Genomic DNA, 24,180 nt, shown 5'->3' with positions numbered 1-24,180 from the left:
GATCAGGCCGCCTCGTCCGGAACGAACACGTAGCCGACGCCCCACACCGTCTGGATGAAGCGCGGCTGCGCCGGATCCTCTTCCAGCAGCTTGCGCAGGCGCGAGACCTGCACGTCCAGGCTGCGGTCGAACGGCTCGAACTCGCGGCCGCGGGCCAGCATCGCCAGCTTGTCGCGCGACAGCGGCTGGCGCGGGTGGCGCACCAGGGCCTTCAGCATCGAGAACTCGCCGGTGGTCAGCGGCACCGGTTCGCCGTTCTTGGCCAGGCGGCGCAGCGCCAGGTCGAACTCGAACGGGCCGAACTGGACCGTCATCGGTTCCTTGGACGGCGCACCCGGGGCTTCCGGCGGCGGACGGCGGCGCAGCACCGCGTTGATGCGGGCCAGCAGTTCACGCGGGTTGAAGGGCTTGGCCAGATAGTCGTCGGCGCCGACTTCCAGGCCGACGATCCGGTCCACTTCCTCGACCTTGGCGGTCAGCATGATGATGGGCGTGCTGTCGCCGGCGGCGCGCAGCCGGCGGCAGATCGACAGGCCGTCCTCGCCGGGCAGCATCAGGTCCAGGACGATCAGGTCCACGGTTTCGCGCGTCAGCTGCTTGTTCAGCGCCTTGCTGTCCTCGGCGAGCAGGACTTCGAAGCCCTCCTGGGCCAGATAGCGGCGCAGGAGGTCGCGGATGCGGGCGTCGTCGTCCACGACCAGGACGCGGTTGGGGCGGGTTGTGGATTGCATGGCGGCCACCTCGGAATTTGTAACAGCGGGACTGTAAGGGCAGTTTTTCGGCCTGTTTGCGGGATGCATCAGTCCTTACTGAATAGTTACATCTTTTGTAACAAGGCGGCCCATTCCCCTTGGTGAGGTCGATGAATGACTCAAAAAGGCGGATGAACGGCGTCCGGTTCCGGTCAACCGTGACGCTTTCCTCACACGTTATGCTGGTTCCCACCTGGACTCTCCGTAGGAACCCGAATGATCCGAAGCTCCAAGATCCTCGCCCGCACCCTGATCGCCGCCGGCGCGGTGGCGGTCCTGCCCGTGATGGCGCAGGCCCAGGCCGTGCGGGCCGACGTGCTCTCGCTGTCCGCCTCGGCCACGACCGAGGTGGCCCGCGACCTGCTGCAACTGCGTTTCTCCACCACCCGCGAGGGCAAGGAGGCCGCCGCCGTCCAGAACGAACTCAAGCAGGCCCTGGATGCCGCGCTGACCGAGGCGCGCAAGGTCGCCAAGCCGGGGCAGGTCGACCTGCAGGCGGGCAACCTGTCGGTCTATCCGCGCTACGGCCAGCCGAAGGCGGGCTCCAACGCCGGGCCGCAGATCACCGGCTGGCAGGGCAGCGTGGAACTGCTGGTGCAGGGCCGCGACATCGAGGCGATCTCCAAGCTGAGCGGCCGCATCCAGTCGCTGGCCATCGCCAACGTCAGCTACGGACTGTCGCGCGAAGCGCGCGAGAAGGCCGAGGACGAGGTCGTCGGTCAGGCGATCGCCAGCTACAAGGCCAAGGCCGCCGTCTATGCGAAGCAGTTCGGCTATTCCGGCTATCGCATCGGCGAGGTCAGCGTGAACGCCGACCAGCCGATGGCCATGATGGCGGCGCCGATGGCCCGCATGAAAGCCATGGGCGCGTCCGCCGACGAGGCCCTGCCGACCGAGTCCGGCAAGGCCACCGTCACGGTGAACGTCAACGGCAACGTGCTGATGACGAAGTGAGGCTCCAGCGAGCCTCCGTGGAGGCGCCATGGAGGGTCACTGCGCGGTCCAGCCGCCGTCCATCGCCCAGGCCTGGCCGCGCACGTTGACCGCGGCGTCCGAGCACAGGAACACGGTCAGCGCGCCGAGTTCCTCGGGCGTCGTGAACTGCAGCGAAGGCTGCTTCTCGGCCAGCAGCTGACGCTTGGCCTCGGCGGGGTCCAGGCCCTCCTTGGCCGAGCGGTCGTCGATCTGCTTCTGCACCAGCGGGGTCAGCACCCAGCCGGGGCAGATCGCATTGACGGTGACGGGGAGCAGGGCGGTTTCCAGCGCCGCGGATTTCGTCAGGCCGACCAGCCCGTGCTTGGCCGCGACATAGGCCGACTTGCCCGCGGACGCCACCAGCCCGTGCGTCGACGCGATGTTCACGACACGGCCCCAGTGCTTCTTCTTCATGCCGGGCAGCGCCAGGCGCATCGTGTGGAAGGCGGAACTGAGGTTGATCGCGATGATCGCGTCCCACTTCTCCGGCGGGAACTCGTCGACATTGGCCACGTGCTGGATGCCGGCGTTGTTCACCAGGATGTCGCAGCCGCCGAACTCCTGGTCGATGTAGGCCATCATGGCCTCGATCTCGGCGGGTTTGCTCATGTCGGCGCCGTGGTATCCCACCTTCACGCCGAGCGCTTCCACCTGCCCCTTCGGACCCGCGTGGTCGCCGAAGCCGTTGAGCACGATGTTCGCGCCCTCCCTGGCCAGGGTCAGGGCAATCCCCAATCCGATGCCGCTCGTGGAGCCGGTGACCAGCGCCGTCTTGCCTTTCAACATGCCGCGTCCTCTTCAGGGTTGTTAGGATGGGGACAAAGGATACGAGCGATGTCTGAACCCTTGTTGAAAAAAGTCCAGGCGCTGAGCCCTTGCGGCCTTCACCAGGTCGCGTATTGGGAGTGGGGGCAGGCCGACAACCCGCGGGTGCTGGTCTGCGTGCACGGGCTGTCGCGGCAGGGGCGTGACTTCGACGTCATCGCGCAGCGCCTGAGCGGCCGTTTCCGGGTCATCTGCCCGGACGTCGTCGGGCGCGGGGAGTCGGAATGGCTGGGCGATCCGCGCAACTACCAGCTGCCTCAATATGTCTCGGACATGGTCACGCTGCTGGCCCGTCTGGGCGTGGGGCAGGTGGACTGGCTGGGCACCTCGATGGGCGGGCTGATCGGCCTGGCGCTGGCGGCGATGCCGGCCAGCCCGATCAAGCGGCTGGTCCTCAACGACGTGGGTCCGACGATCGAGTTCGTCGCGCTGCAGCGCATCGCGAGCTATCTGGGCCGCGCGCCGCAGTTCGAGAACTGCCAGCAGGGCGCGGATTACCTGCGCGGCATCTCGCAGAGCTTCGGACCGCACACCGACGACCAGTGGCTCGCGCTGTCGCGGGCGATGTTCAAACCGGACGGCGATCGCTGCCGGCTGCATTACGACCCGCGCATCGGCCAGGGCCTGGCCGGGCTGACGCCGGAACTGGCGAAGGCCGGCGAGGCGCAGCTCTGGGCGGCCTACGACGCGGTGCGATGCCCGACGCTGCTGCTGCGCGGCGGCGACTCGGACCTGCTGACGCGCACGACCGCCGAATTGATGACGCAGCGCGGCCGCGCGCCGAGCTGCATGAGTTCCCCGGAGTCGGCCACGCGCCGACGCTGGTGCATGACGAACAGATCCGCGTGGTGGAGCAGTTCCTGGCCCGCGGATGACGTCCCGGCGGCCTTCGCGCCCCCGACGACACGGATGAACGACGAATGAAGACGGAATTGGGGCTGCGGCAGGACCAGGCGGCGCCCATCGTGGCCCTGCTGGACGGGGACCTGCCTCACCGCTTGCCGGCGGCGCAGCCGCGCGCCGAAGAGACGGCCGATCCGGTGCGACGCGCCCGCGCGTTCGCGGAACCACTGCTGGCCGATCACCTGCTGGGCACCGGCGAGCCGGCGCTCGACCACGCGGACGGCGTGGCGGCGATCCTGGCGGGCGTCGGCGCGGCGCCGTCCATGCAGGCGGCCTCCTACCTGGTGTACGCCGGCGACTACCTGAACAAGCCGGAAGAGATCGTCGCCAAGGCGTTCGGCGAGAGCGACGCGAGCCTGGTCGCGCACACGCGCCGGCTGGTGCAGATCCAGCGCGCGGCGCGCGAGGCGCGCGTCGAGGAGCAGCGCCGGCAGGAGCAGACCGAGCTGGTGCGCAAGATGCTGCTGGCGTTCTCGCGCGACCTGCGCGTGGTGCTGCTGCGGCTGGCGTCGCGGCTGCAGTCGCTGCGCTGGTTCGCGGCGAGCAAGACGCCGTGCCCGCGCGAGCTGGCGGCGGAGTCGCTGCAGGTCTTCGCGCCGCTGGCCAACCGGCTCGGCATCTGGCAGATCAAGTGGGAGCTGGAGGACCTCGCCTTCCGTTTCCTGGAGCCGGAGCACTACCACCAGCTCGCCAAGGGCCTGCACGAGAAGCGCGTCGAGCGCGAGCAGTCGGTGGAGTCGGTGCGAGCCGCGCTCGAGCGCGAACTGCAGGGCCATGGCATCGAGGCGCAGGTGCAGGGGCGGCCCAAGCACCTCTACAGCATCTGGAAGAAGATGCGCGGCAAGGGGCTGACGCTGGAGCGCGTCTTCGACCTGCGCGCGCTGCGCGTCGTCGTGCCGGAGGTGGCGGACTGCTACGCGGTGCTCGCGCAGCTGCACGAGCGCTACCGGCCGGTGGACGGCGAGTTCGACGACTACATCGCGCGTCCCAAGCCCAACGGCTACCAGTCGCTGCACACGGTGGTGATCGCCGCGGACGGCCGCCCGATGGAAGTGCAGATCCGCACGCGCGAGATGCACGAGCATGCCGAGCACGGCGTCGCGGCGCACTGGGCCTACAAGGAGGCGGGCACGAAGGGTTATGCCGGCGTGAGCGCGGCGGGCGAGTTCGAGGAACAGGTCGCGCAGGCCCGCAAGGCGGTGCTGCGGCAGCTGCTCGCCTGGGAACGTGACTACGTCGCCGAGACCGATGCCAGCTTCGACGACCGCATCTACGTGTTCACGCCGCAGGCCAACGTGGTCGAACTGTGCGCCGGGGCGACGGCGGTGGACTTCGCCTATGCGGTGCACACCGACCTGGGTCACCGCTGCCGCGGCGCGAAGGTCGACGGCCAGATGGTGCCGCTGAACACACCGCTGCAGAGCGGCCAGACCGTGGAGATCGTCGCGCTGAAGGAGGGCGGCCCGTCGCTGGACTGGCTGAACGCGGAGCTCGGCTACCTGCAGAGCCAGCGCAGCAGGGCGAAGGTGCGGGCGTGGTTCAACGCGCAGGTCCAGACGCACACGATCTCGAAGGGCCGCGAGCTCGTCGAGAAGCTGCTGCAGCGTGAAGGCAAGACGGCGATCAAGCTCGATGACCTGGCGGGCCGGCTCGGTTTCAAGAGCGCGGAAGCATTGTTCGAGGTCGTCGGCAAGGACGAGTACTCGCTGCGCAACATCGAGACGCTGCTGCGCCCGCCGGTGCCGGAGGCGGACGAGGAAGAGCTGCTCGTCCAGCGGCACACGAAGGGCGCGGTCGGGGAAGGGCGCACGCCCAAGGGCGGCGTGCTGGTGGTGGGCGTGGACTCGCTGCTGACGAGCCTCGCACGTTGCTGCCGGCCGGCACCGCCCGATCCGATCACCGGCTACGTGACGCGTGGCAAGGGCGTGGCCATCCATCGCTGCGATTGCGCCAACCTGCGCCAGATGGCGCAGTCGGCGCCGGAGCGCGTGATCGCGGTCGCGTGGGGCGAGCCCGCGCCCGACCGGGCGGGCAAGGGCGCGATGTACCCGGTGGACCTGGTCGTCGAGGCCACCGACCGGCCCGGACTGCTGCGCGACGTGCTGGAGCTGTTCGCGAAGGACAAGCTCAACGTGATCTCGGTGAACCAGCAGAGCGGCAAGGGCAAGCCCTTGCGCAACGACCTGTCGCGGATGAACTTCACCGTCGAGGTGAGCGACGCGCAGCGCCTGCAGCAGACGCTGGTGGCGCTTTCCCAGGTCTCGGGCATCCGCAGCGCGCGGCGTCGCTGACGTCTTCTCAGGGTCTGCCGCTCGCGGTCTTGTCGAGGACGCCGTGCGACTGCTGTTCTTTTTGCCGCAGCTTCCTGGACGGACCTGAAAATCCGGCTTATACTGCGAGGCTTCTCCAGGCGCGTAGCTCAGTTGGTTAGAGCACCACCTTGACATGGTGGGGGTCGTTGGTTCGAATCCAATCGCGCCTACCAGATTTGGTAGGCAGTCCTCAGGGACAACCTCAGACGGATCGCCCGCTTCAACGGGCGATTTGTTTTACGGACCGGCGGGTTGACCACCGTCGGCCGAGTTTTTCAGGCGCGTAGCTCAGTTGGTTAGAGCACCACCTTGACATGGTGGGGGTCGTTGGTTCGAATCCAATCGCGCCTACCAGAATTGGTAGAAGGTCCTCCGGGACCCGAGACCTCAGCAAACGCCCGCCGCAAGCGGGCGTTCTGCTTTGTGCGCCCGCCTCCAGCGGGCGTTTCGCTTTGTGGCCTCGTCTTTGGCCTCGTTCGTGGCTTCGGTTTTTTCTACCGTTGTTCTGCCGCAGTCCAGAGCTTCCCTGCGGCTTGCCTGCGCGCGTTGTGCGATGACCGTGATGGCCGGCAAAGGGCGCGCTTTTCCGGCCTCCTGCGGGAGGATCCCGGCGCTAGGATGCCGCGATTCCTGCACCCGCACACGCTCTTGGCGACCGTCTCCAACCCCTTGCTCCGGCGCATCGCGCGCGTCCTGCAGCTGTCCCAGGCGGTGGCGCTGGTCCTGGTGATCGGCGCCGCCGGCGTGCTGGTCGACAGTGCCCGCCGCTACGGCGACGCAAACGACCTGGTCGCCCACACCCACGAAGTCCTCGACCAGCTGAATCAGCTGCGCTCCGGCCTGCTACGTGGCGGCATCGCGCTGCGCAACTTCGCGCTGGTGCCGCAGGCTGAAGCGCTGCAGCGGCTTCGGGCCGCCGCCGGGGATGCCCGGCAGACGGCGGAGAAGCTGGAATCGCTGGTCCAGGACAACCCTGCGCAGTTGGGTGTCGCCGCGGAGGTGAGGTCGGAGACCCTCGAGATCACCGGCTGGTACCTGGCCTCCGCCGTGATCGGGGATCGCGACGGCGCCGAAGCCCTGCGTCACGGGCTGGACGCGCGCATCACCAACGACGCCTCGAAGCGGCTGCGCCAGCTCCTCGACACGATGGAGCGCACCGAGCGCTCCCTCCTCGCATCCCGTCAGGCCGGGCAGGAGCGCGGACTCCAGTCGGTCAAGCGCTCGGCCCTGGCGCTCGCGGCGCTGTTCATCGCGTTCACGCTCTGGACCATCGGCTACGCCAGCCGCCTGGTGCGCGCGAGCGACCGCGACATGACGCATCTGGCCACGACGGCCGACACGGACCCGCTCACGGGGTTGGCCAACCGACGCTCACTGGAGCGCCGGGCGCGGGAGCTGGCCGGGCAGCCGATCAGCGTGATCGTCTTCGATCTCGACGACTTCAAGCCGGTCAACGACCGCCACGGCCATGCCGCCGGCGACGCGGTGCTGCGCGCCGTGGGCCAGCGTCTGCGGGCGCAGTGCCGCGACGGTGACCTCCCGGCGCGGGTCGGCGGCGACGAGTTCGTCCTGCTGCTCTCCGGCGCGCCGGACGAATTCCGGCTGGCCCAGATCCGGCAGCGTCTGCTGCAGGCCCTGACGGAACCCATCGCGATCGATGGCGGGACGGTTTCCGTGGGCGCCTCCATCGGCTACGCCGTCGGCGACGGGCGGACCAGCTACGAGCGCCTGCTGGAGATCGCGGACGACATGTCCTACGAAGAGAAGAAAAGAAGAAAGCTCCGTGCGCCCCTGCGGGCGTGAACGGAGCTTGGGTGCCGTCCGAGGTCCGTTGCCCGGGGGCGCGGAACCGGGCCCCGGATCGGGATCAGTAGGTGATCGTGACGGTCACGGTGTCGGTGTACGAGCCGGGCACCACGCCGGCCAGCGACGGCACCCGGCCGTAGACGCTGATCGACTGCGCGGAACCGCTGCCGGTGCCGCTCTTGGTGCTGGAGCTGGCGGTGCCGTCACCGAAGACGGTCGTGCGGCCCGAATCCATGTAGAGCTGGTAGCCCAGGGTGTTGGCGCCGCTCTTCATCGTGCGGGACGTGAAGTTGGACGCACCGCCCGCGTTCGCGCCGGCGTTCAGGGACACCGCGTAGGGCGTCGTGTTGGAGCAGGTGACCGTCAGCGTGGACGAGGCGTCCAGCGGCACACCGGCGGCCAGGGGGTCGATCGCGCTGCCGAAGTTCAGCGCCGAACCGGACACCGTGCAGGAGCTGGTGATCGTCGCGGTCACCTGGAAGGTGTTCTGCGCGGTGGTGGCGTTGGCTGCCGCGGCGGCGGAAACCGCCAGGCCCAGGCCGATGGCGATGTGCTTGAACTTGCTGGCTTGCTTCGAGATCGTGTTCATGTTGGCCCCCTGTTTGCGATGAATGAATCTTCGTTCTCACGCCTCGTTACCAACAGAAGCCGATAGCGGTACCAGGGGTCGGGCGGGACCCGCACCGCGGTGTAGGGAATCTGCCCACAGCTGTCGGCTGGGGAACTCAACGGACCCCGGTCTGCCAAGCGCGGGCACTCCACGATGCAAGGGGCATCGCGTCCGCGAACCCCTCGCATCATTCCGGCCCCACCATCACTCGCTGCCCCCAGTCTTTCATCCGCATCGAGGCGGCCTGCCCCGTGACAGTCGTGTGACATATTTCCGTCATCACCCGGCGATATCGTCCCCGGCAGCGTGAGCTTCCACGCGCTCTCAGGGGCTCGTCACCTTGGACATCCGCAAACTGGTCGCCCCCGTGCTGGCGATCGCGCTGCTCGCCGCGGTGGGCGGCGGCGTCTGGTTCTCCAACGCCAGGCTCGGCCAGGACAAGGTCGCCGCCGTGAGCGCCCAGCAGGAGCGGGACCGGCAGGTCACGCTGCGCGGGCTGATCGGCTCGGAGAAGGAAGCGTTCTTCAACGACCCGCGCGTCCAGCAGGCGCTGGCGGCCAGGGGGCTGAGCGTCACGGTGGAGAAGGCCGGCTCGCGCGCCATCGCCGGCCGCTTCGACGCCGCGAAGTACGACTTCGGCTTCCCGTCGGGCGCGCCGGCGGGGCAGCAGCTGAAGACGGCCGCCAAGGCCGCCAACGTCTACACGCCCTTCTATACGCCGATCGTCTTCGCCAGCTGGAAACCGATCGCCGAGATCCTGGTCGCCAACGGCATCGCCCAGCGCGAGGGCGACTTCTATTACATCGTCGACCTCCAGCGGCTGATGACGCTGATCGAGCAGAACGCCCGCTGGCGCGACCTCAAGAAGAGCGAGGCCTTCGCCACCGGCAAGGCGGTGCTGGTGAACTCCACCGACGTGCGCACCTCCAACTCGGCGGCGATGTACCTGGCGCTCGCCAGCTACCTGGCCAACCAGCAGCAGATCGTCCAGAGCCAGGAGGAAGTCGACAAGGTGCTGCCGCTTGTCGCGCCGCTGTTCCTGCGCCAGGGCTTCCAGGAGCAGAGCTCCGCCGGCCCGTTCGAGGACTACCTGGCGCTGGGCATGGGCAAGGCGCCGCTGCTGGCGGCCTACGAGTCGCAGATGGTCGAGTTCTGGCTGCGCAATCCGGACCGGCTCAAGGGCGACATGGTCGTGCTCTACCCGCGCCCGACCGTGTATTCCAAGCATGTGCTGGTGCCCTACAACGAGAAGGGCGCCCGCCTGGGCGAGGCGCTCGACACCGACCCCCAGCTGCGCGAGCTCGCGCATGAATACGGCTTCCGTACCGGCGGCGACGTGAAGGGCCCGGAGACCTGGGCCCGGCGCGGCGTCAAGGTGCCGCCGGTGCTCGTCGACGTCGTCGACCCGCCCAGCCACGAATGGCTCGAACGCATGATCCAGGGCGTCGAGGCCCGGTTCAAGTGATGCTTCATCCCGAGGAGGACCGCATGACCGCTTCCCAGACCCCGAACCCGACTCCGCGCGCGACCGAGACGTCGACCGGCAACGCCGCGCTCGACGGGCTGCAGCCCCCGCCGTCCTTCACGCTGGAGCCGCCCGCGCCGGTGCAGGTCGTGCCCGCCGAGGCCGTCGCGGGCAAGGTCCGGCTCAAGCCGGAGGACGTTGCCGAGCTCGACGGCCAGGTCCGCCAGTTCATCGATGACATCACGACGCACGACAGCCAGCATCCGACCTTCAAGCAGGCCGTCGAACGCATCCACGCGATGGGCAGCAAGGACATCGAGGCCGCGTCCGCCGCGTCCAACCGGATGCTGGACCGGCCCGTCGGATCGCTGAAGAGCGGGCTGCTCGACCAGGGCGCGCAGATCGGCCAGTCGCTGGTCGACCTGCGCCGCACGGTCGAGGACCTCGACCCCTCGCGCCAGGGCGACCTGTTCTCCGCGCGCAAGCTGCTCGGCTTCATCCCGCTGGGCAACCGGCTGGCCGACTACTTCGACCGCTACCAGTCCTCGCAGTCGCACCTCAACGGCATCATCGAGGCGCTCAAGGGGGCAAGGATGAACTGCTGCGCGACAACGCCGCCATCGAGCAGGAGAAGGTCAACCTCTGGACGCTGATGGAGCGGCTGGAGAAGTACATCCACATCGGCCGCACGCTCGACGGGCAGCTCGAGGCGAAGGCGCGCGAACTCGAGATCTCGGACGGCGAGAAGGCCCGCGTCGTCCGCGAGGAGATGCTGTTCTACACGCGCCAGAAGGTGACGGACCTGCTGACGCAGCAGGCGGTGAACATCCAGGGCTATCTGGCGCTGGACCTGATCCGCAAGAACAACCTCGAACTGGTGAAGGGCGTCGACCGGGCGACGACGACGACCGTCTCGGCGCTGCGCACGGCGGTCATCGTCGCGCAGGCGCTCAACAACCAGAAGCTGGTGCTGGACCAGATCTCGGCGCTCAACACGACGACGGGCAACCTCATCGCCGGCACCAGCGAGATGCTGCGCGACCAGAGCGCCGCGATCCATCAGCAGGCCGCGTCCAGCACGATCGAGATCGCGAAGCTGCAGCTGGCCTTCACCAACATCTACCAGACGATGGACACCATCGCCGACTTCAAGACGAAGGCGCTGGCGTCCATGCAGACGACCGTGGACACGCTGTCCGACGAGGTCGCCAAGAGCCGGACCTACCTGGACCGCGTCCGGCGCCAGGAGTCCGCCGCGGCGCTGCAGGCGTCGGGAGAGGTGTCGCTGTGAGCGGCGCGCGCCGCCCGGCGGTCGGCTGGCTGCCCGGCTGGCTTCCCGTTTGGCTGTCCGGTTGTCTGTCCTTCACGCTGCTGTGGGCGGCGCTGCTGTCGACGGCGCTGGCGCTCGGCGGCTGCGGCAAGCGGGAGCCCGACGCGCCGAACGCCGACGCGACCGGCGGGGCGGACGCCGAGGCTGCCTTCACCGTGCTGGCGGGCTCCGAGGTCAAGGACCTGGAGCCGGCGATCGTCGCAGCCGGGCGAGCGGCCGGCGTGACGGTGAAGATGAGCTACGCCGGGACGCTGGACATCGTCGAGCGGATCAACGCGGGCGAACGCTTCGACGCGATCCTGCCGCCCAACGGTGCCTATCCGTCGCTGGCCCTGCAGACGCCGCCGCTGGCGCGCGAGAAGCTCTTCTATTCCCGCATCGCGCTCGGCGTGAACGCGGCCAAGGTGACCGAACTCGGCTGGGGTTCACGCGCGCCGACCTGGGCCGACATCGCCAAGGCCGCCAGCACCGGCAGGCTGCGCTATGCGATGACCAATGCGGCGAGCTCGAACTCGGGCATGAGCGCGCTCTTCGCGGTCGCCGCCGCGTCCTCGGGCAAGACCGAGGACATGGCCGCGTCCGATGTCGATGCGAAGGTCATCACCGCCTTCCTGTCGGGCCAGCGGCTGACCGCGGGCAGCTCGGGCTGGCTGGCCGATGCCTTCACGATGGACCCCGGCGCCATCGACGCGATGGTGAACTACGAGGCCGTGATCCTGCGCGCCAACGAGAAGCTGGCGCAGGACCAGCGCCTGACGCTGGTCTATCCCCGCGACGGGATGATCTCGGCCGATTACCCGCTGATGCTGCTGCGCGAGGACCGGCGCGCACCGTACAACCAGCTGGTCGCCGCGCTGAAGGCGGCGGATTTCCAGCGCGATGTGCTGGGGCCGGCCTTCCTGCGGCCGGCGAATGCGCAGGTGGCGACCGCGTCGGCGCTGCCGACGGCGGCGATCGCGGAGCTCTCCTTCCCGAACCGGCTCGAGGTCATCGACGCCGTGCTCACGGCCTACCAGTCGACCTGGCGCAAGCCGTCGACGTCCATCTTCGTGCTGGACATCAGCGGCTCGATGAAGGGCGATCGCATCGAACTGATGCGCGAGGCGCTGAAGGTGCTCAGCGGCGCGTCGCAGGCGACGGCCAGCGCGCGGCTCACCGCCTTCCAGGGACGCGAGCGCGTGTTCCTCATCCCGTTCGACGACCATGTGAGCGACCCGGTGCTGGTGGCCTTCGAGGCCGGCGACATCGACGGCTCGCGCGCCCGGCTGGCGACCGTCGCCGACGGCCTGCGGCCGCGCGGCGGGACCGCCGTGTATTCGGCGCTGTCGGCGGCGCTGGAGCTGGCCGCGCAGGAATCGCGCGAGCATCCGGACCGCTTCGTCAGCATCGCGCTGCTCACCGATGGCGAGAGCAACAGCGGGATGTCCTTCGCCGCGTTCCGCTCGCGCTACGGGCAGGGCGCGCCGGCGCGCGTGTTCCCCATCCTGTTCGGCGAGGGCAACGTCGACGAGATGAAGCGGATCGCGCAGATGACCGGCGGACGCGAATTCGACGGACGCCACTCGCGTCTGGCGCAGGTCTTCCGCGAGATCCGCGGCTATCAGTGAACGCGCCGGAACGCCCGCGATGGCCGCCTCGAGACCGCTGAAGCTGCGCGCGCTGCTGTTCCTCTACGGCAGCGGCAACATCCTGGGCTGCGCGCTGGCGCTGATCGGGCCCGCCCTGCTGTTCGCCGGCGTCATCGATCGCGGCTGGCTGGCGATCACGGCGGGCCTGTACCTCGCCGGCCTGCTGCTCGGCCGTCGCCAGCCCGAGCTCGAGCGCGCGATCGAGGACAGCCTGACCCACGAACAGACCCTGCAGCGCCTCGACGAGGTCATCGCCCACGCGGTGCCGCATCTGCCCGAGGAGGTGAAGCCCCGCCTGGCGGCCATCCGCGACGCCGTCGCCGAGGTGCTGCCGCGTCTGCGCGGGACCGGCCTGCACAGCGAGGACCTGTTCACCGTGCGCCAGACGGTGCTGCGCTACCTGCCGGAGACGCTGGCGAACTACGTCGCGCTGCCGCCGGCCTTCCGCGTCAGCCATGCTTTGAAGGACGGGAAGACCGCGCGTCAACTGCTGGCGGAACAGCTGTCGCTGCTGGAATCGCAGATGCGCGAGATCGTCGCCAACGCCGCGAAGCAGGACGCCCAGGCGCTCATCGCCAACGGACATTTCCTCGAAGAGAAGTTCCGACAGCCCGATTTCCTCGCGCGTTGAGTCGAATGCCAGGTCCGCGGCCACGGACACCTCGAGCGCGGACACCTGAAGCCCATCCACCGGAGGCCCGCATGACCCGCACCATCGTCGACATCCCGGCCGCGCAGCTCGTCGAGATCGACCGGCTCTGCAAGCTGATGGGCATCTCGCGCGCCGAGGCGGTGCGGCGCGCGCTCGCCACGTTCGCGCAGGGGCATGTCGACGTGACGCCGGAGGCGTTCGGGTTGTGGTCCTCGCGCCGTGGCGTCGCCGATCCGGCGGGTGCACCGGGCCGGTCGGAGCGCGGGGACGACAGCGCGCCCGGACGGAGCCCCCGCCGATGAACGCCGTCATCGACGAGGACCTGCTGCTCGACTACCTCAACGGCGTGCCGACGGCGGCGCAGGCGCTGGACGCCTGCGCGCACCGGTCGATCAGCGTGCTCACCTGGCTGGCGGTGATGGCGCGCTGTCCGCCTGAACTGCTGGAGCCGACGCGCGGTTTCCTGCGCAGCTTCGAGCGCCTGTCGATCAGCGAGGCCGTCGCCGACGAGGCGCTGCGGCTGCGGCTCACGTCACCGGCGCTCGATCACCCGCGCGCGATCGCCTGGGCAACGGCCAACGTCAACCAACTGATGTTCGTGACCTCGCGGTGCGACGGGATCGAGGACGCGGGGCGCAATGTGGTGGTGGCTTACGAAGGGCGTCGCGCCGGCTGACGAACGGGCGGTCGACCGTGGTCAGCGCCGGTGATCGACCGCCATAATCGACCGCCATATGTCCGACATCGAGACCTTCCCCGTCCCCGCCGCCGCAAGGGCAGCGGCGCCGTCACGCTGCGCGACGTGGCGCAACTCGCGGGCGTGGCGCCGATCACCGCCTCGCGCGCGATCAACAACCCGGCGCAGGTGTCGCCCGAGGTCCGCGAGCGCGTGGCCGAGGCGGTGCGCAAGACCGGCTACGTGCCCAATCTGCTGGCCGGCGCGCTGTCGTCGATGAAGAGCCGCATGGTGGGTGTCGCGGTGCCGACGATCGCCGGACCGGTCTTCCTCGATACCGTGCAGAGCCTGACCGAGGCGCTGTTCGAGGCCGGGTACCAGGTCTTGCTCGGCCAGACCGGCTATGACAACGCGCGGGAGGAAGCCTGGCTGGACGCGATGATCGGCCGCCGCCCCGACGGTCTGGTGCTCACCGGCACCAGCCACTCCGAACAGGCGCGCACCCGGTTGCGCGCCGCGGGCGTGCCGGTCGTCGAGACCTGGGACCAGAGCGACGATCCGATCGACATGCTGGTCGGGTTCTCCCACGTCGAGGTCGGCCGCAAGGTCGCGTCCTTCCTGCATGAGCGCGGCTACCGCCGGCTGGCCGGCGTGGGCGGCAGCGACGAGCGCGCGATGCGCCGGTTCCGCGCCTTCCAGGAGCAGGCCGGGACGCTCGGCATCGCCGACGTGCCGGTGGCCACCGTCGCCACGCCGACGACCCTGGGCAGTGGCCGCCGCGGGCTGGCCGAACTGCTGGCGCGTCCGGACGGCGTCGATGCGGTGTTCTGCAGTTCCGACTCGCTGGCGCTGGGCGTCGTGATCGAGGCGCAGGCGCGCGGCCTGCGCATCCCGGAGGACCTCGCCATCGTCGGCTTCGGCGACCTGGCACTGGCCCGGGACCTGGAACCTGCGCTGACCACGGTCCGCATCGACGGTTTTGCGATCGGACGGCAGGCGGCGCGCTTCATCCTCGACCGGGCCGGCGGCAGCGTCGACAGACGCGCCGTCGATATCGGATTCGAACTGGTCCAGCGCGCCAGCGCTTGACGGCGAAGCGATGCGGAATCTGCTGGCTGCGGGAGAGGGAGCCAGGCAGGCGCACCGGGTGGAATCCCTCATGAACGCAATCTTGACGCAGCGGATGGTACCGATACCATTTGACTCATCAGAAGAGGGCATCGGACCTTCGTCGATGTCGACGAGGGCCGCTCGCCCTCATGGATGGAGACAAGCGACATGAATTCGGTGATGCGGGGCCGCGTGCGCGTCCTGGCCGCTGCGGCGGCGACGGTGGTGCTGGGCATGACGGCGATGACGGCGCAGGCCGCCGACGCCGCCAATGCCGCCAACTGGCCGACCCAGCCGGTGAAGCTGATCGTCCCGTTCGCGCCGGGCGGCACCTCCGACGTGCTGGCGCGCGAGATCGCGGCGCGGCTGCAGGTCGCGCTCAAGCAGACCATCGTGGTCGACAACAAGGCCGGCGCCGGCGGCGTGCTGGGCGCGGACAGCGTGGCCAAGGCCGCGCCGGACGGCTACACGATGCTGCTGGGCACGATCGCGACGCACGCGATCAATCCGTCGCTGCTGCCCAAGATGCCGTACAAGGCCGACCGCGACTTCGCGCCGGTGATCCTGCTGGGCAAGATCTCCAACGTGCTGCTGATCGGGCCGGGCTCGCAGGCCAAGACGGTCAAGGACATCATCGCGGCCGCGAAGGCCAAGCCCGGCGACATCACCTTCGCCTCGGCGGGGCAGGGCACGTCGCAGCATCTGTCCGGGGAGGTGTTCCGCCTGTTGACCGGCGCGGACCTGACGCACGTGCCCTACAAGGGCAGCGCGCCGGCCATCCAGGACGTGATGGGCGGTCAGGTCCCGATGAGCTTCGAGACGGTGACGGTGGCCCTGCCGCAGATCAAGGGCGGCAAGGTGAAGGCGCTGGCGGTGACCTCGGCCAAGCGCAGCGCGCAGCTGCCGGATGTGCCGACGCTGGCCGAGTCCGGCGTGCCGGGCTTCGACGTGTCGAGCTGGCAGGCGCTGTACTTCCCCGCCAACACGCCCGCGCCCATCGTGGCCAAACTCAACGCCGAGGTGCAGAAGATCGTCGCGCTGCCCGAGGTGAAGGCGAAGATGGAATCGCTGGGCCTGGAGTACACGCCCAACACGCCCGCGCAGTTCGCCGAGTTCCAGAAGGCCGAGCAGGCCAAGTGGGCGAAGGTGATCAAGGACGGCAACGTCAAGCCGGACTGACTCCCTTGACGTCGCTGCCGCACCTGGGTGCGGCAGGGCGGTCCGCCTCCCGCACAGCAAGGGAAATCACCCGGCGGGCCGTCAACCGGGCGCCTCCTAGAATGGGTCGAAGACCCTCAGAGGAGACAGCATGGCGACGGCCCGACGCGGCAAGACCGCAACCGGCAGCGAGGACCCCGCGCAACCCAAGGGGACGCGGGTCCTCAAGAAGTACCCCAACCGGCGGCTGTACGACACGCAGACCAGCAGCTACATCACCTTGGCGGACGTCAAGAAGATGGTGCTCGGCGGCGAGGACTTCGAGGTCCGCGACGCGAAGTCGGGCGACGAGCTGACCCGTTCCATCCTGCTGCAGATCATCCTGGAGGAGGAGATGGGCGGGATGCCGATGTTCTCGACCCCGCTGCTGGCACAGATCATCCGCTTCTACGGCCATGCGATGCAGGGCCTGATGGGCGCCTACCTCGAGAAGAACCTGCAGGCGGTCACCGAGCTGCAGAGCCGCTTCGCCGACCCGAGCAAGGGCGGCGGCTTCGATCCGCAGCTGTGGTCGCAGTTCATGAGCGGCCAGGCACCGATGATGCAGGGCCTGATGGGCAACTACCTCGAGCAGTCCAAGAACCTGTTCCTGCAGATGCAGGAGCAGTTCCAGAGCGCGGGGACCATCTTCCCCAGCGTGCCCGGCATGCCGGGCTTCCCGCCGCCGCCACCGTCGAAGAAATGAGCGGCAGGTCCTGCCGTCCAGCCGTTCTGCGTCGTCGACGCCGGCCGTGTGCTCGGCACCGGGACCGCGCCTGAATCAGCGCTGGCGTCCGTCGTCGGCGCTGTCGCCCGAGATGCGGCAGTCGACCTGATTCAAGGCGGCATTGACGACCACTGGTGTCCCTTCGCGCGCGCGACAGTCGTCGCGATCGGCGTAGGGGTCCTGGCCCGTCCAGACCGCCAGCAGCACGATCACCGCGATCAGCGCGAGCGCCGCCGTCACGGGGCGTTGTCTCGCCCAGGCAAAGGGCCTGGCGCGTGCGCGCGGGACGAGGTCCGTGAGCGGGGCGGGGCGTGTGTCCGACATGGGCGCGATGCTAGTCAGCGGCTGGCGCCTCGTGGGCGACCCGCGGCGCCGGGCCCGTGACCGAATGCGCGCCCCCGGTCGATCCTGCGTCGCGGCCCCCCGGTCGAGTGCCTCGCGGGCGATGCGCCGCGTCAGAGTCCGTGACGGCGATGCCAGTCGGCCAGCGACTCGTCGGGGAAGTGGTCGAAGCGCGCGTCACCCGGGTTCCCTTCGACCTGGACCCAGGGCGCCTTGGAGTCCAGCAGGCCGTGCACGTTCTCCGGCGGCGCCGGCAAGGGCGTGTCGATCGCGCTCGCGTGCGGGTGGATCAGGTCGGGCCAGTTGTCGTCATACATCCAGAGCGCGGTGCCGCAATGGCCGCAGAAGTGGCGTTGACCGCTGCTCTCCTTGCCGTCGATGACGGCGCGATAGACCTTCAGGTCGCGCTTGCCCTGGATCAGCTGGAAGGTGGTGTTGTCGGCGCCGATGTTGATGGCATAGCCCCCGGTGCCGGCGGTCTTGCGGCAGATCGTGCAGTAGCAGCGCATGAACGGGCAGGGCTCGGTCGAGTCGACCGAGAAGCGGATGCGGCCGCAGTGGCAGGAACCTTCGAGGTGCATGGTGATCCTGGGGAGCATCTGTCGATGCCTCCTGGCAGCAAGCGACGTACCTGTGGCACCCACGCGAACGGTCACCCCGTGAGCCTGGCGGCTTTCGGCGCCAGCATCGACCGCAGCACGCCGTGCAGCGAGGCCGGCAACACCGGCTTGCGCAGCACGAGGAAGCCTTCGGACTCGGCGCGGCGCAGGTCGGGCAGGTCGAGCTCGCCGGTGACCACCAGACCGCGCGCGAGCGGCAGGCGGTCCAGCAGGTCCTGCAGCAGCGCATAGCCGCCGTCGTGGTGCCCCAGCCGGAGATCGCTCACCACGACGTCGGGTTCGAAGTCGGCGTCCAGCACCGCGTGGGCCTGCGAGGCATCGCTCGCGATGCGGCAGTCGATGCCCCATTCGCTCAGCAGATGGGACAGGCCGCGCGTCACGCCGAGGTCGTCGTCGACCACGAGCACGCGGCCACCGAGCCGCTCGAAGACATGCGGTGCGGCGGATGCGCGTTTCACCGGTGCCGCCGGCATGGCCGCGCCGCGCAGCGTGATGCGGAAGCAGGATCCGCGACCCGGGATCGAGTGCCAGGCGATCGTCGCTGCCATCCGCCGCACGCAGTCCCGCACCACGGACAGGCCCAGCCCCTGACCGTCGCCGGTGTGGCGCGCGGCGTCGTCGCCGCGATGGAACTCGGAGAACAGCGCTTCGCGCTTGGTCGCGGCCATGCCGACGCCGGTGTCCCAGACCTCGATGGCCCAGTCGTCCTGGCGTCTGCGCACCGCCAGCAGCACGCCGCCTTCAGGCGTGTAGCGCAGCGCGTTGTGCAGCAGGTTGGCGAGCGCGCGTCGCAGCAGCATCGGCTCGGCGACGACCCACGCGGGCGCTTCCGGCCCGCGGATGCGCCAGTCGAGGCCGCGCGCATGCGCCTCCGGCTGGAATCGTTCATGCAACTCCGACAGCAGCGGCGCCAGCGCCAGCGGCTGGAGCGCGAGTTCGGCGCTGCGGCTGTCCAGCGCCGAGACGTCGAGCAGCGAGTTCAGCAGGTCGTTGACGTGGCCGGCGGCCTGGGAGATGTCGACCAGCAGCGGCCGCAGCGACGGATCCTGGTTGCGTTGAAGCGCCGCTTGCGCGGTCAGGGTCAGCGCGTAGAGCGGCTGGCGCAGGTCGTGCGAGGCGGTGGCCAGGAACAGGCTCTTCTCGCGCGACGCGGCTTTCGCGACATCGCGGGCCTCCTGGTGCGCGAGGGCGAGGGCTTCGCTCTGGCGCTTGAGCCGGGACTGCTGGACGAGGAAGCCATTCGAGGTGCGCGCATGGCGCCACACGAGCCATGGGAAGAGCAGGCACAGCGGCAGGACGATGGGCCAGTGCGTGGGGAACGCGAAGGGGACCGCCGCCGTGGCCATGGCCCACGCGGGAACGAGGAAGCGCGCGAAGAACGGCAGGTCCGCGGCGGCGAAGGCGGCGGTCGATACCGTCGTGCCGGCGAGCACGAGGTAAAGGAAGATCGCGTGTTCGAAGACGCCGCTGGCGGCGGCGACCCCCGGCAGCAGGCCCCACAGGACGCCGAACGCGATCGCAATGCGCTCCAGCGGTGGCGCCCAGCGCGCGACTAAGGCGGAGGGGGCCATGACCGCGGCCTCGCGCCGGAAGCGGCGGCGCGCGACCGCGACACCGATCGAACTCAACCCATAGGCGATCGCCCATGCCCATGCCCAGACGGCGGCCGGGCTTCCCGCCGGCGTGCTCGCGACCACGACCGGCGGCAGCACCAGCGCGGCGATTTCCACCGAGGCGCGGTCGCCGATCAGGGGCAGAAGCTCGGAGCGCGGGGAAGGATCGGACATCGAGGCGGGGCTGGGCGAGGCGTGACGGGAGGGCCGGAGGGGCGAGTATCCCCGTAGCGGCCCGCCGGGGCGGCACGCGACGATCCCGGCCCGTTACCGGTCGTGCGAGCGGCAGTCGTGCACGATGCGTGGGCCGGTGCCATGAACCCGCCCCTGTCCCGAAAATGCCGGGTCGCTTACAATGCCGCCCCAGCCCTCAGCCAGATCGCCCGGCGGAACCCAAATGGAATCAACGACTTACGACCCCACCGCCGCAGGCAGCAAGACCGCCCCGAAGATTGGCTTCGTATCTCTCGGGTGCCCGAAGGCCCTGACGGATTCCGAACTCATCCTGACGCAGCTGCGCGCCGAGGGCTACGAGACCTCCAAGACTTTCGCCGGCGCGGACTTGGTGATCGTCAACACCTGCGGCTTCATCGACGATGCCGTCAAGGAGTCGCTGGACACCATCGGCGAGGCGCTGGCCGAGAACGGGAAGGTCATCGTCACCGGCTGCCTCGGCGCGAAGGCCGGCGCGAGCTCCGACAACATGGTCCGCGAGATCCACCCCAGCGTGCTCGCCGTGACCGGCCCGCATGCGACGCAGGAGGTGATGGACGCCGTCCACACCCATGTGCCCAAGCCGCACGACCCGTTCATCGACCTGGTGCCCGAGGCCCGCGGCATCGCCGGCATCAAGCTGACGCCAAAGCACTACGCCTACCTGAAGATCTCCGAGGGCTGCAACCACCGCTGCAGCTTCTGCATCATCCCGAGCATGCGCGGCGACCTGGTCTCGCGCCCGATCGGCGACGTGCTGTCCGAAGCCAAGGCGCTGTTCGAGTCCGGCGTCAAGGAACTGCTGGTCATCAGCCAGGACACCAGTGCCTACGGCGTCGACATCAAGTACCGTACCGGCTTCTGGGACGGCAAGCCGGTCAAGACGCGCATGTTCGACCTCGTCGCGCAGCTCGGCGAGATCGCCAAGCCCTACGGCGCCTGGGTCCGCCTGCACTACGTCTACCCGTACCCGCACGTCGACGAGATCGTGCCGATGATGGCCGAGGGCCTGATCCTCCCCTACCTGGACGTGCCGTTCCAGCACGCCCATCCCGACGTGCAGAAGCGCATGAAGCGCCCCGCCAACGGCGAGAAGAATCTCGAGCGCATCCTGCGCTGGCGCGAGATCTGCCCCGAGCTGGTGATCCGCTCGACCTTCATCGCCGGCTTCCCCGGCGAGACCGAGGCCGAGTTCCAGTACCTGCTCGACTTCATGCGCGAAGCCCAGATCGACCGCGCCGGCTGCTTCGCCTACTCGCCGATCGAAGGCGCGCCGGCGAACGCGCTCGACGGCGCGCTGCCGGACGAGGTCCGCGAAGAACGCCGCGCCCGTTTCATGGCCGTGGCCGAGGAAGTCTCGATCGCCAAGCTGCAGCGCCGCATCGGCGCGACGATGCAGGTGCTGGTCGATTCCGCGCCGGCACTGGGCCGCAAGGGCGGCGTCGGCCGCTCGTACGCGGACGCGCCCGAGATCGACGGCACCGTGCGCCTGCTGCCGCCCGAGAAGGCCAGCAAGCAGCTGCGCGTCGGCGAGTTCACCCGCGCCCGCATCGTCGGCGTCGAAGGCCACGACCTGATCGCGTTGCCGATCTGATCCGCGCCTCCGCGGTTCTGCGGTTCCGCGCACTGACGAACGCCGGCCTGCGGGCCGGCGTTGTCGTTTCCGGGCCTGTCGTCGCGCCGATGTTCCAGAATGCCGGTCTGCTTGCTCAGCACCAGGAGATGTCGTGACCCGACGCGGCCCGTCCACCGATCAGATCCATCACCCGTTCCGCGCGCCCGACGGCTGGGACGCGGTTCCCGTGCCGGTGGCCAAGGCCTCGACGGTGCTGTTCAAGAACACCGCCGAACTGCACCGCCCACGCGCGCGGGACGGCATCAGCTACCGCTACGGTCTGCCGGGCACACCGACGACCTACACGCTGGCCGCGCGCATCGCGACGCTCGAACACGCGTCGCACTGTGTACTCACGCCGAGTGGTGTCTCCGCGATCACGCTGGTCAGCCTGAGCTTCCTGAAGCCGGGCGACGAGGTGCTGCTGCCCGACAACGTCTACGGCCAGAACCGCCATCTCGCCAACGGGCTGCTGGCGCGGCTCGGCATCACCCACCGCTTCTACGATCCGCTCGACGTGCCGGCGTTCGAGGCGATGCTGTCGGCACGCACGAAGCTGGTCTGGCTCGAGGCGACGGGATCGATCACGCTGGAGTTCCCCGACCTGATCGGGCTGCTCCAGGCCTGCCGCGCCAGGGGCGTGCTCACGGCGCTCGACAACACCTGGGGCGCGGGACTGGCGTTCAACGCCTTCGAGGTGGCGCCGGCCGTCGCCCCCGGACTCGGTGCCGACATCAGCATGCAGGCGTTGACCAAGTTCCCGTCCGGCGGCGCGGACCTGCTGATGGGGGCCGTCTGCACGCGCGATGTCGCACTCCATCGGGAACTGGTGGCGACGCACGAATACCTCGGCTATGGCGTCGGCCAGAACGACGTCGAGGCGGTGCTGCGCGGCTTGCCGAGCATCGCGCTGCGCTACCGCGCGCAGGACGCGGCGGCGCGCGAGCTCGCGCAGTGGATGGCTGCCCGGCCCGAAGTGGCACGGGTGCTTTATCCGGCGCTGCCGGACTCGCCCGGCCACGTGCACTGGCGGGCCGTGAGCCCGGAGGCGGGCGGGTGCCTGTTCTCGGCGGTGTTCCGTCCCGGGTTCGACGCGCGCCGCGTCGACGCCTTCGTGGATGCGCTGACCTGCTTCGGGATCGGCTATTCCTGGGCGGGTCCGATGAGCCTGGCCGTGCCTTACGACCTCAGCCGCAGCCGCTCGCTGGGGCTGCCATGGACGGCGGAGGAGGGGGCACGCTGGTGCGTTTCGCGATCGGGCTCGAGGAGGTCGAGGACCTGCGCGCGGACCTGGCGCAGGCGTTCGACGTGTTGAGCCGCTGAGCCGCTGAGCCGCTGAGCCGCTGAGCGCGCGGGCGGCCTGCCGGTCCCGTCAGTCCTTCGACGGACCGGAGACCTTGTGCCGCATCAGGCGGCCCTTTTCGCGTTCCCAGTCGCGCTTCTTCTCGGTCTCGCGCTTGTCGTGCTGGGCCTTGCCCTTCGCCAGCGCGATCTGGACCTTCACGCGGCCGTTGGTGTAATGCAGGTCCAGCGGGATCAGGGTGAAGCCGCGTTGCTCCACCTTGCCGATCAGGCGGCGGATGTCGGCGCCGCTCATCAGCAGCTTGCGCGTGCGGTCGGCCAGCGGGTTGACGTGCGTGGACGCGGTGCGCAGCGGATCGATCCGGCAGCCGATCAGGAACAGCTCGCCGTTGCGGATGACGACATAACCGTCCGGCAGCTGGACCTGTCCGGAGCGGATGGCCTTGACCTCCCAGCCTTCGAGGACGAGGCCGGCTTCGTACTGCTCCTCGATGTGGTACTCAAATCGGGCGCGACGGTTTTCAGCAATGGGCATGGGCGTTCTTCTTGTGCGGGGCGCAGGCGGGTCGCGTCCAGGGCGGATCTGCTGGCGCGCGGTCGGGCGGGCCCCCGGATGGCGTCCCGGTGACGCCCAGATGGGGGCGATCGGGCCGCCTACAATCCCGCCATTCTAAGAACCGCCATGAAGCACGTCCGGAAGACAGTCCTCCTTTGGTACTCGCCGCGCGAGATGTACGACCTCGTCACCCAGGTCGAGCGCTATCCGGAGTTCCTGCCCTGGTGCTCCTCCGCGGAGGTCCTGGAGCGCCACGACGACGGCGTGACCGCGAAGCTGTCCCTGCAGTACGCGGGCCTGCGCCACGCGTTCACCACCCGCAACACGAACGAGACGAACCGGCGCGTGCGCATGGCGCTCGTCGACGGGCCGTTCTCGATGCTCGACGGCGACTGGCAGTTCCTGCCGCTGCATCGTCCCGGCGCGCCGGCGGACGGCGAGCCGCGCGCGTGCAAGATCGAATTCGAACTGCGCTACGCCTTCTCGAGCTTCGCGCTCGAGGCGGTTGTCAGCCCGGTGTTCGACCGCATCGCCAACACCTTCGTCGACAGCTTCGTGAAGCGCGCCGAGCAGGTCTATGGCGCTCGCTGATCGGCCTGCCGACCTGTCGGTCGAGCTGTTCTGGAGCCCTGTGCCCGGCGAGCTGCGCGAACAACGCCTGACCCTGCCCGCCGGCAGCACGCTGCGCGACGCCCTGGCGGCCAGCGCCTGGTTCGAGCCGGATCAGATCGCCGCGCTGACGACCGGGATCTGGGGACGCGTCGCCCCGCTCGAGGCGCCGCTGCGCGAGCAGGACCGCGTCGAGGTCTACCGGCCGTTGACGGTCGATCCGAAGGAAGCGCGCCGTCAGCGCTTCCAGGCCGCCGGCAGCCGCATCGTCACCCGCCACCGGCCACTGGGCCGCAAGGCCTGACACGCGCCCCTCGGAGGGAGAAAGCAGAAAGGCCGCAA

The 24,180-nt window shown here is 69.4% G+C and carries 22 protein-coding genes, 2 tRNA genes and 2 pseudogenes; 19 read left to right on the top strand and 7 right to left on the bottom strand.

Features of this window, described 5'->3' with window-relative positions:
* Positions 1 to 2 precede the first annotated feature (2 nt).
* Complete coding sequence (ompR, locus tag ACQ86G_RS29530; RefSeq protein WP_431258583.1) at positions 3 to 731, bottom strand: osmolarity response regulator transcription factor OmpR; 729 nt, start codon at positions 729 to 731, stop codon at positions 3 to 5.
* Between the two features lie 237 nt (positions 732 to 968).
* Between ompR and ACQ86G_RS29525 the strand changes: the two genes are divergently transcribed.
* Entirely contained in the window at positions 969 to 1,706 is a 738-nt protein-coding gene (locus ACQ86G_RS29525; protein ID WP_431258582.1) for an SIMPL domain-containing protein, read from the top strand.
* Between the two features lie 36 nt (positions 1,707 to 1,742).
* On the opposite strand, the gene ACQ86G_RS29520 is transcribed toward ACQ86G_RS29525, so the two are convergent.
* The gene (locus tag ACQ86G_RS29520; RefSeq protein ID WP_431258581.1) at positions 1,743 to 2,513 is read right to left on the bottom strand and encodes a 3-hydroxybutyrate dehydrogenase; all 771 of its coding nucleotides are present in this window, start codon (positions 2,511 to 2,513) and stop codon (positions 1,743 to 1,745) included.
* A 48-nt stretch (positions 2,514 to 2,561) separates the two neighbouring features.
* On the opposite strand from ACQ86G_RS29520, the pseudogene ACQ86G_RS29515 reads away from it, so the two are divergent.
* The 5 genes and pseudogenes from ACQ86G_RS29515 (at position 2,562) to ACQ86G_RS29495 (ending at position 7,570) form a co-directional block, all read left to right on the top strand.
* Positions 2,562 to 3,427: pseudogene (locus ACQ86G_RS29515) on the top strand (alpha/beta fold hydrolase).
* Positions 3,428 to 3,472: 45 nt separating this feature from the next.
* A complete protein-coding gene (locus tag ACQ86G_RS29510) occupies positions 3,473 to 5,746 on the top strand; it encodes a RelA/SpoT family protein (protein ID WP_431258580.1) in 2,274 nt (757 codons plus the stop codon).
* Positions 5,747 to 5,863: 117 nt separating this feature from the next.
* Positions 5,864 to 5,940: transfer RNA gene (locus tag ACQ86G_RS29505), tRNA-Val, on the top strand.
* A gap of 104 nt (positions 5,941 to 6,044) precedes the next feature.
* Positions 6,045 to 6,121: transfer RNA gene (locus ACQ86G_RS29500), tRNA-Val, on the top strand.
* 294 nt (positions 6,122 to 6,415) lie between these two features.
* The gene (locus tag ACQ86G_RS29495; RefSeq protein ID WP_431258579.1) at positions 6,416 to 7,570 is read left to right on the top strand and encodes a diguanylate cyclase domain-containing protein; all 1,155 of its coding nucleotides are present in this window, start codon (positions 6,416 to 6,418) and stop codon (positions 7,568 to 7,570) included.
* Positions 7,571 to 7,634: 64 nt separating this feature from the next.
* Here ACQ86G_RS29495 and ACQ86G_RS29490 read toward each other — a convergent pair whose 3' ends face one another.
* A complete protein-coding gene (locus ACQ86G_RS29490; RefSeq protein ID WP_431258578.1) occupies positions 7,635 to 8,162 on the bottom strand; it encodes a Csu type fimbrial protein in 528 nt (175 codons plus the stop codon).
* Between the two features lie 361 nt (positions 8,163 to 8,523).
* Here ACQ86G_RS29490 and ACQ86G_RS29485 point away from each other — a divergent pair, with 361 nt between their 5' ends.
* The 9 genes and pseudogenes from ACQ86G_RS29485 (at position 8,524) to phaR (ending at position 16,947) form a co-directional block, all read left to right on the top strand.
* Positions 8,524 to 9,648 carry a hypothetical protein gene (locus ACQ86G_RS29485; RefSeq protein WP_431258577.1) on the top strand — a complete coding sequence of 375 codons (1,125 nt, stop codon included), beginning with the start codon at positions 8,524 to 8,526 and terminating at the stop codon, positions 9,646 to 9,648.
* Positions 9,603 to 10,939 (top strand): annotated as a pseudogene (locus tag ACQ86G_RS29480) (toxic anion resistance protein). Before ACQ86G_RS29485 ends, ACQ86G_RS29480 begins: the two are co-directional and overlap by 46 nt.
* Entirely contained in the window at positions 10,936 to 12,585 is a 1,650-nt protein-coding gene (locus tag ACQ86G_RS29475) for a substrate-binding domain-containing protein (RefSeq protein ID WP_431258576.1), read from the top strand. Before ACQ86G_RS29480 ends, ACQ86G_RS29475 begins: the two are co-directional and overlap by 4 nt.
* A 19-nt stretch (positions 12,586 to 12,604) precedes the next feature.
* Positions 12,605 to 13,237, top strand: coding sequence for a hypothetical protein (locus ACQ86G_RS29470; RefSeq protein WP_431258575.1), 633 nt, complete (start codon positions 12,605 to 12,607; stop codon positions 13,235 to 13,237).
* 71 nt (positions 13,238 to 13,308) lie between these two features.
* Positions 13,309 to 13,560: a ribbon-helix-helix protein, CopG family gene (locus ACQ86G_RS29465; protein ID WP_431258574.1), complete on the top strand. Its 252-nt coding sequence runs from the start codon at positions 13,309 to 13,311 to the stop codon at positions 13,558 to 13,560.
* Entirely contained in the window at positions 13,557 to 13,934 is a 378-nt protein-coding gene (locus ACQ86G_RS29460; RefSeq protein ID WP_431258573.1) for a hypothetical protein, read from the top strand. The genes ACQ86G_RS29465 and ACQ86G_RS29460 overlap by 4 nt, the downstream gene beginning before the upstream one ends.
* Positions 13,935 to 14,060: 126 nt before the next feature.
* Positions 14,061 to 15,023, top strand: coding sequence for a LacI family DNA-binding transcriptional regulator (locus ACQ86G_RS29455; RefSeq protein WP_431258572.1), 963 nt, complete (start codon positions 14,061 to 14,063; stop codon positions 15,021 to 15,023).
* Between the two features lie 189 nt (positions 15,024 to 15,212).
* Positions 15,213 to 16,223, top strand: a complete 1,011-nt coding sequence (locus ACQ86G_RS29450) for a tripartite tricarboxylate transporter substrate binding protein (protein WP_431258571.1) — start codon at positions 15,213 to 15,215, stop codon at positions 16,221 to 16,223.
* Between the two features lie 130 nt (positions 16,224 to 16,353).
* Positions 16,354 to 16,947, top strand: a complete 594-nt coding sequence (phaR, locus tag ACQ86G_RS29445) for a polyhydroxyalkanoate synthesis repressor PhaR (RefSeq protein WP_431258570.1) — start codon at positions 16,354 to 16,356, stop codon at positions 16,945 to 16,947.
* A 75-nt stretch (positions 16,948 to 17,022) separates the two neighbouring features.
* On the opposite strand, the gene ACQ86G_RS29440 is transcribed toward phaR, so the two are convergent.
* The 3 genes from ACQ86G_RS29440 to ACQ86G_RS29430 all read right to left on the bottom strand — a co-directional run bounded on the left by ACQ86G_RS29440 (position 17,023) and on the right by ACQ86G_RS29430 (position 19,717).
* Positions 17,023 to 17,292: a hypothetical protein gene (locus ACQ86G_RS29440; protein WP_431258569.1), complete on the bottom strand. Its 270-nt coding sequence runs from the start codon at positions 17,290 to 17,292 to the stop codon at positions 17,023 to 17,025.
* Positions 17,293 to 17,423: 131 nt separating this feature from the next.
* A complete protein-coding gene (locus tag ACQ86G_RS29435; protein ID WP_431261528.1) occupies positions 17,424 to 17,891 on the bottom strand; it encodes a GFA family protein in 468 nt (155 codons plus the stop codon).
* A gap of 71 nt (positions 17,892 to 17,962) precedes the next feature.
* On the bottom strand, positions 17,963 to 19,717 hold the full coding sequence (locus ACQ86G_RS29430; protein WP_431258568.1) for an ATP-binding protein: 1,755 nt from the start codon (positions 19,715 to 19,717) through the stop codon (positions 17,963 to 17,965).
* A gap of 223 nt (positions 19,718 to 19,940) precedes the next feature.
* On the opposite strand from ACQ86G_RS29430, the gene rimO reads away from it, so the two are divergent.
* Entirely contained in the window at positions 19,941 to 21,350 is a 1,410-nt protein-coding gene (gene rimO, locus ACQ86G_RS29425; protein ID WP_431258567.1) for a 30S ribosomal protein S12 methylthiotransferase RimO, read from the top strand.
* Positions 21,351 to 21,483: 133 nt separating this feature from the next.
* Positions 21,484 to 22,686 carry a PLP-dependent transferase gene (locus ACQ86G_RS29420; RefSeq protein ID WP_431258566.1) on the top strand — a complete coding sequence of 401 codons (1,203 nt, stop codon included), beginning with the start codon at positions 21,484 to 21,486 and terminating at the stop codon, positions 22,684 to 22,686.
* 57 nt (positions 22,687 to 22,743) lie between these two features.
* Here the strand turns inward: ACQ86G_RS29420 and smpB are convergent, their stop codons facing one another.
* Positions 22,744 to 23,208, bottom strand: a complete 465-nt coding sequence (gene smpB, locus ACQ86G_RS29415) for an SsrA-binding protein SmpB (protein ID WP_431258565.1) — start codon at positions 23,206 to 23,208, stop codon at positions 22,744 to 22,746.
* Between the two features lie 147 nt (positions 23,209 to 23,355).
* On the opposite strand from smpB, the gene ACQ86G_RS29410 reads away from it, so the two are divergent.
* Positions 23,356 to 23,820: a type II toxin-antitoxin system RatA family toxin gene (locus tag ACQ86G_RS29410; protein ID WP_431258564.1), complete on the top strand. Its 465-nt coding sequence runs from the start codon at positions 23,356 to 23,358 to the stop codon at positions 23,818 to 23,820.
* On the top strand, positions 23,807 to 24,142 hold the full coding sequence (locus ACQ86G_RS29405) for an RnfH family protein (protein WP_431258563.1): 336 nt from the start codon (positions 23,807 to 23,809) through the stop codon (positions 24,140 to 24,142). The genes ACQ86G_RS29410 and ACQ86G_RS29405 overlap by 14 nt, the downstream gene beginning before the upstream one ends.
* Positions 24,143 to 24,180: the final 38 nt, after the last annotated feature.

Origin of the sequence: Roseateles chitinivorans, from assembly GCF_050632145.1 — a bacterium.
In the GTDB taxonomy this organism is placed as follows: Bacteria; Pseudomonadota; Gammaproteobacteria; order Burkholderiales; family Burkholderiaceae_C; genus Roseateles; species Roseateles chitinivorans_B.
The sequence above is the reverse complement of the archived record's forward strand: the minus strand, read 5'-3'. Positions and strand labels throughout refer to the sequence as shown.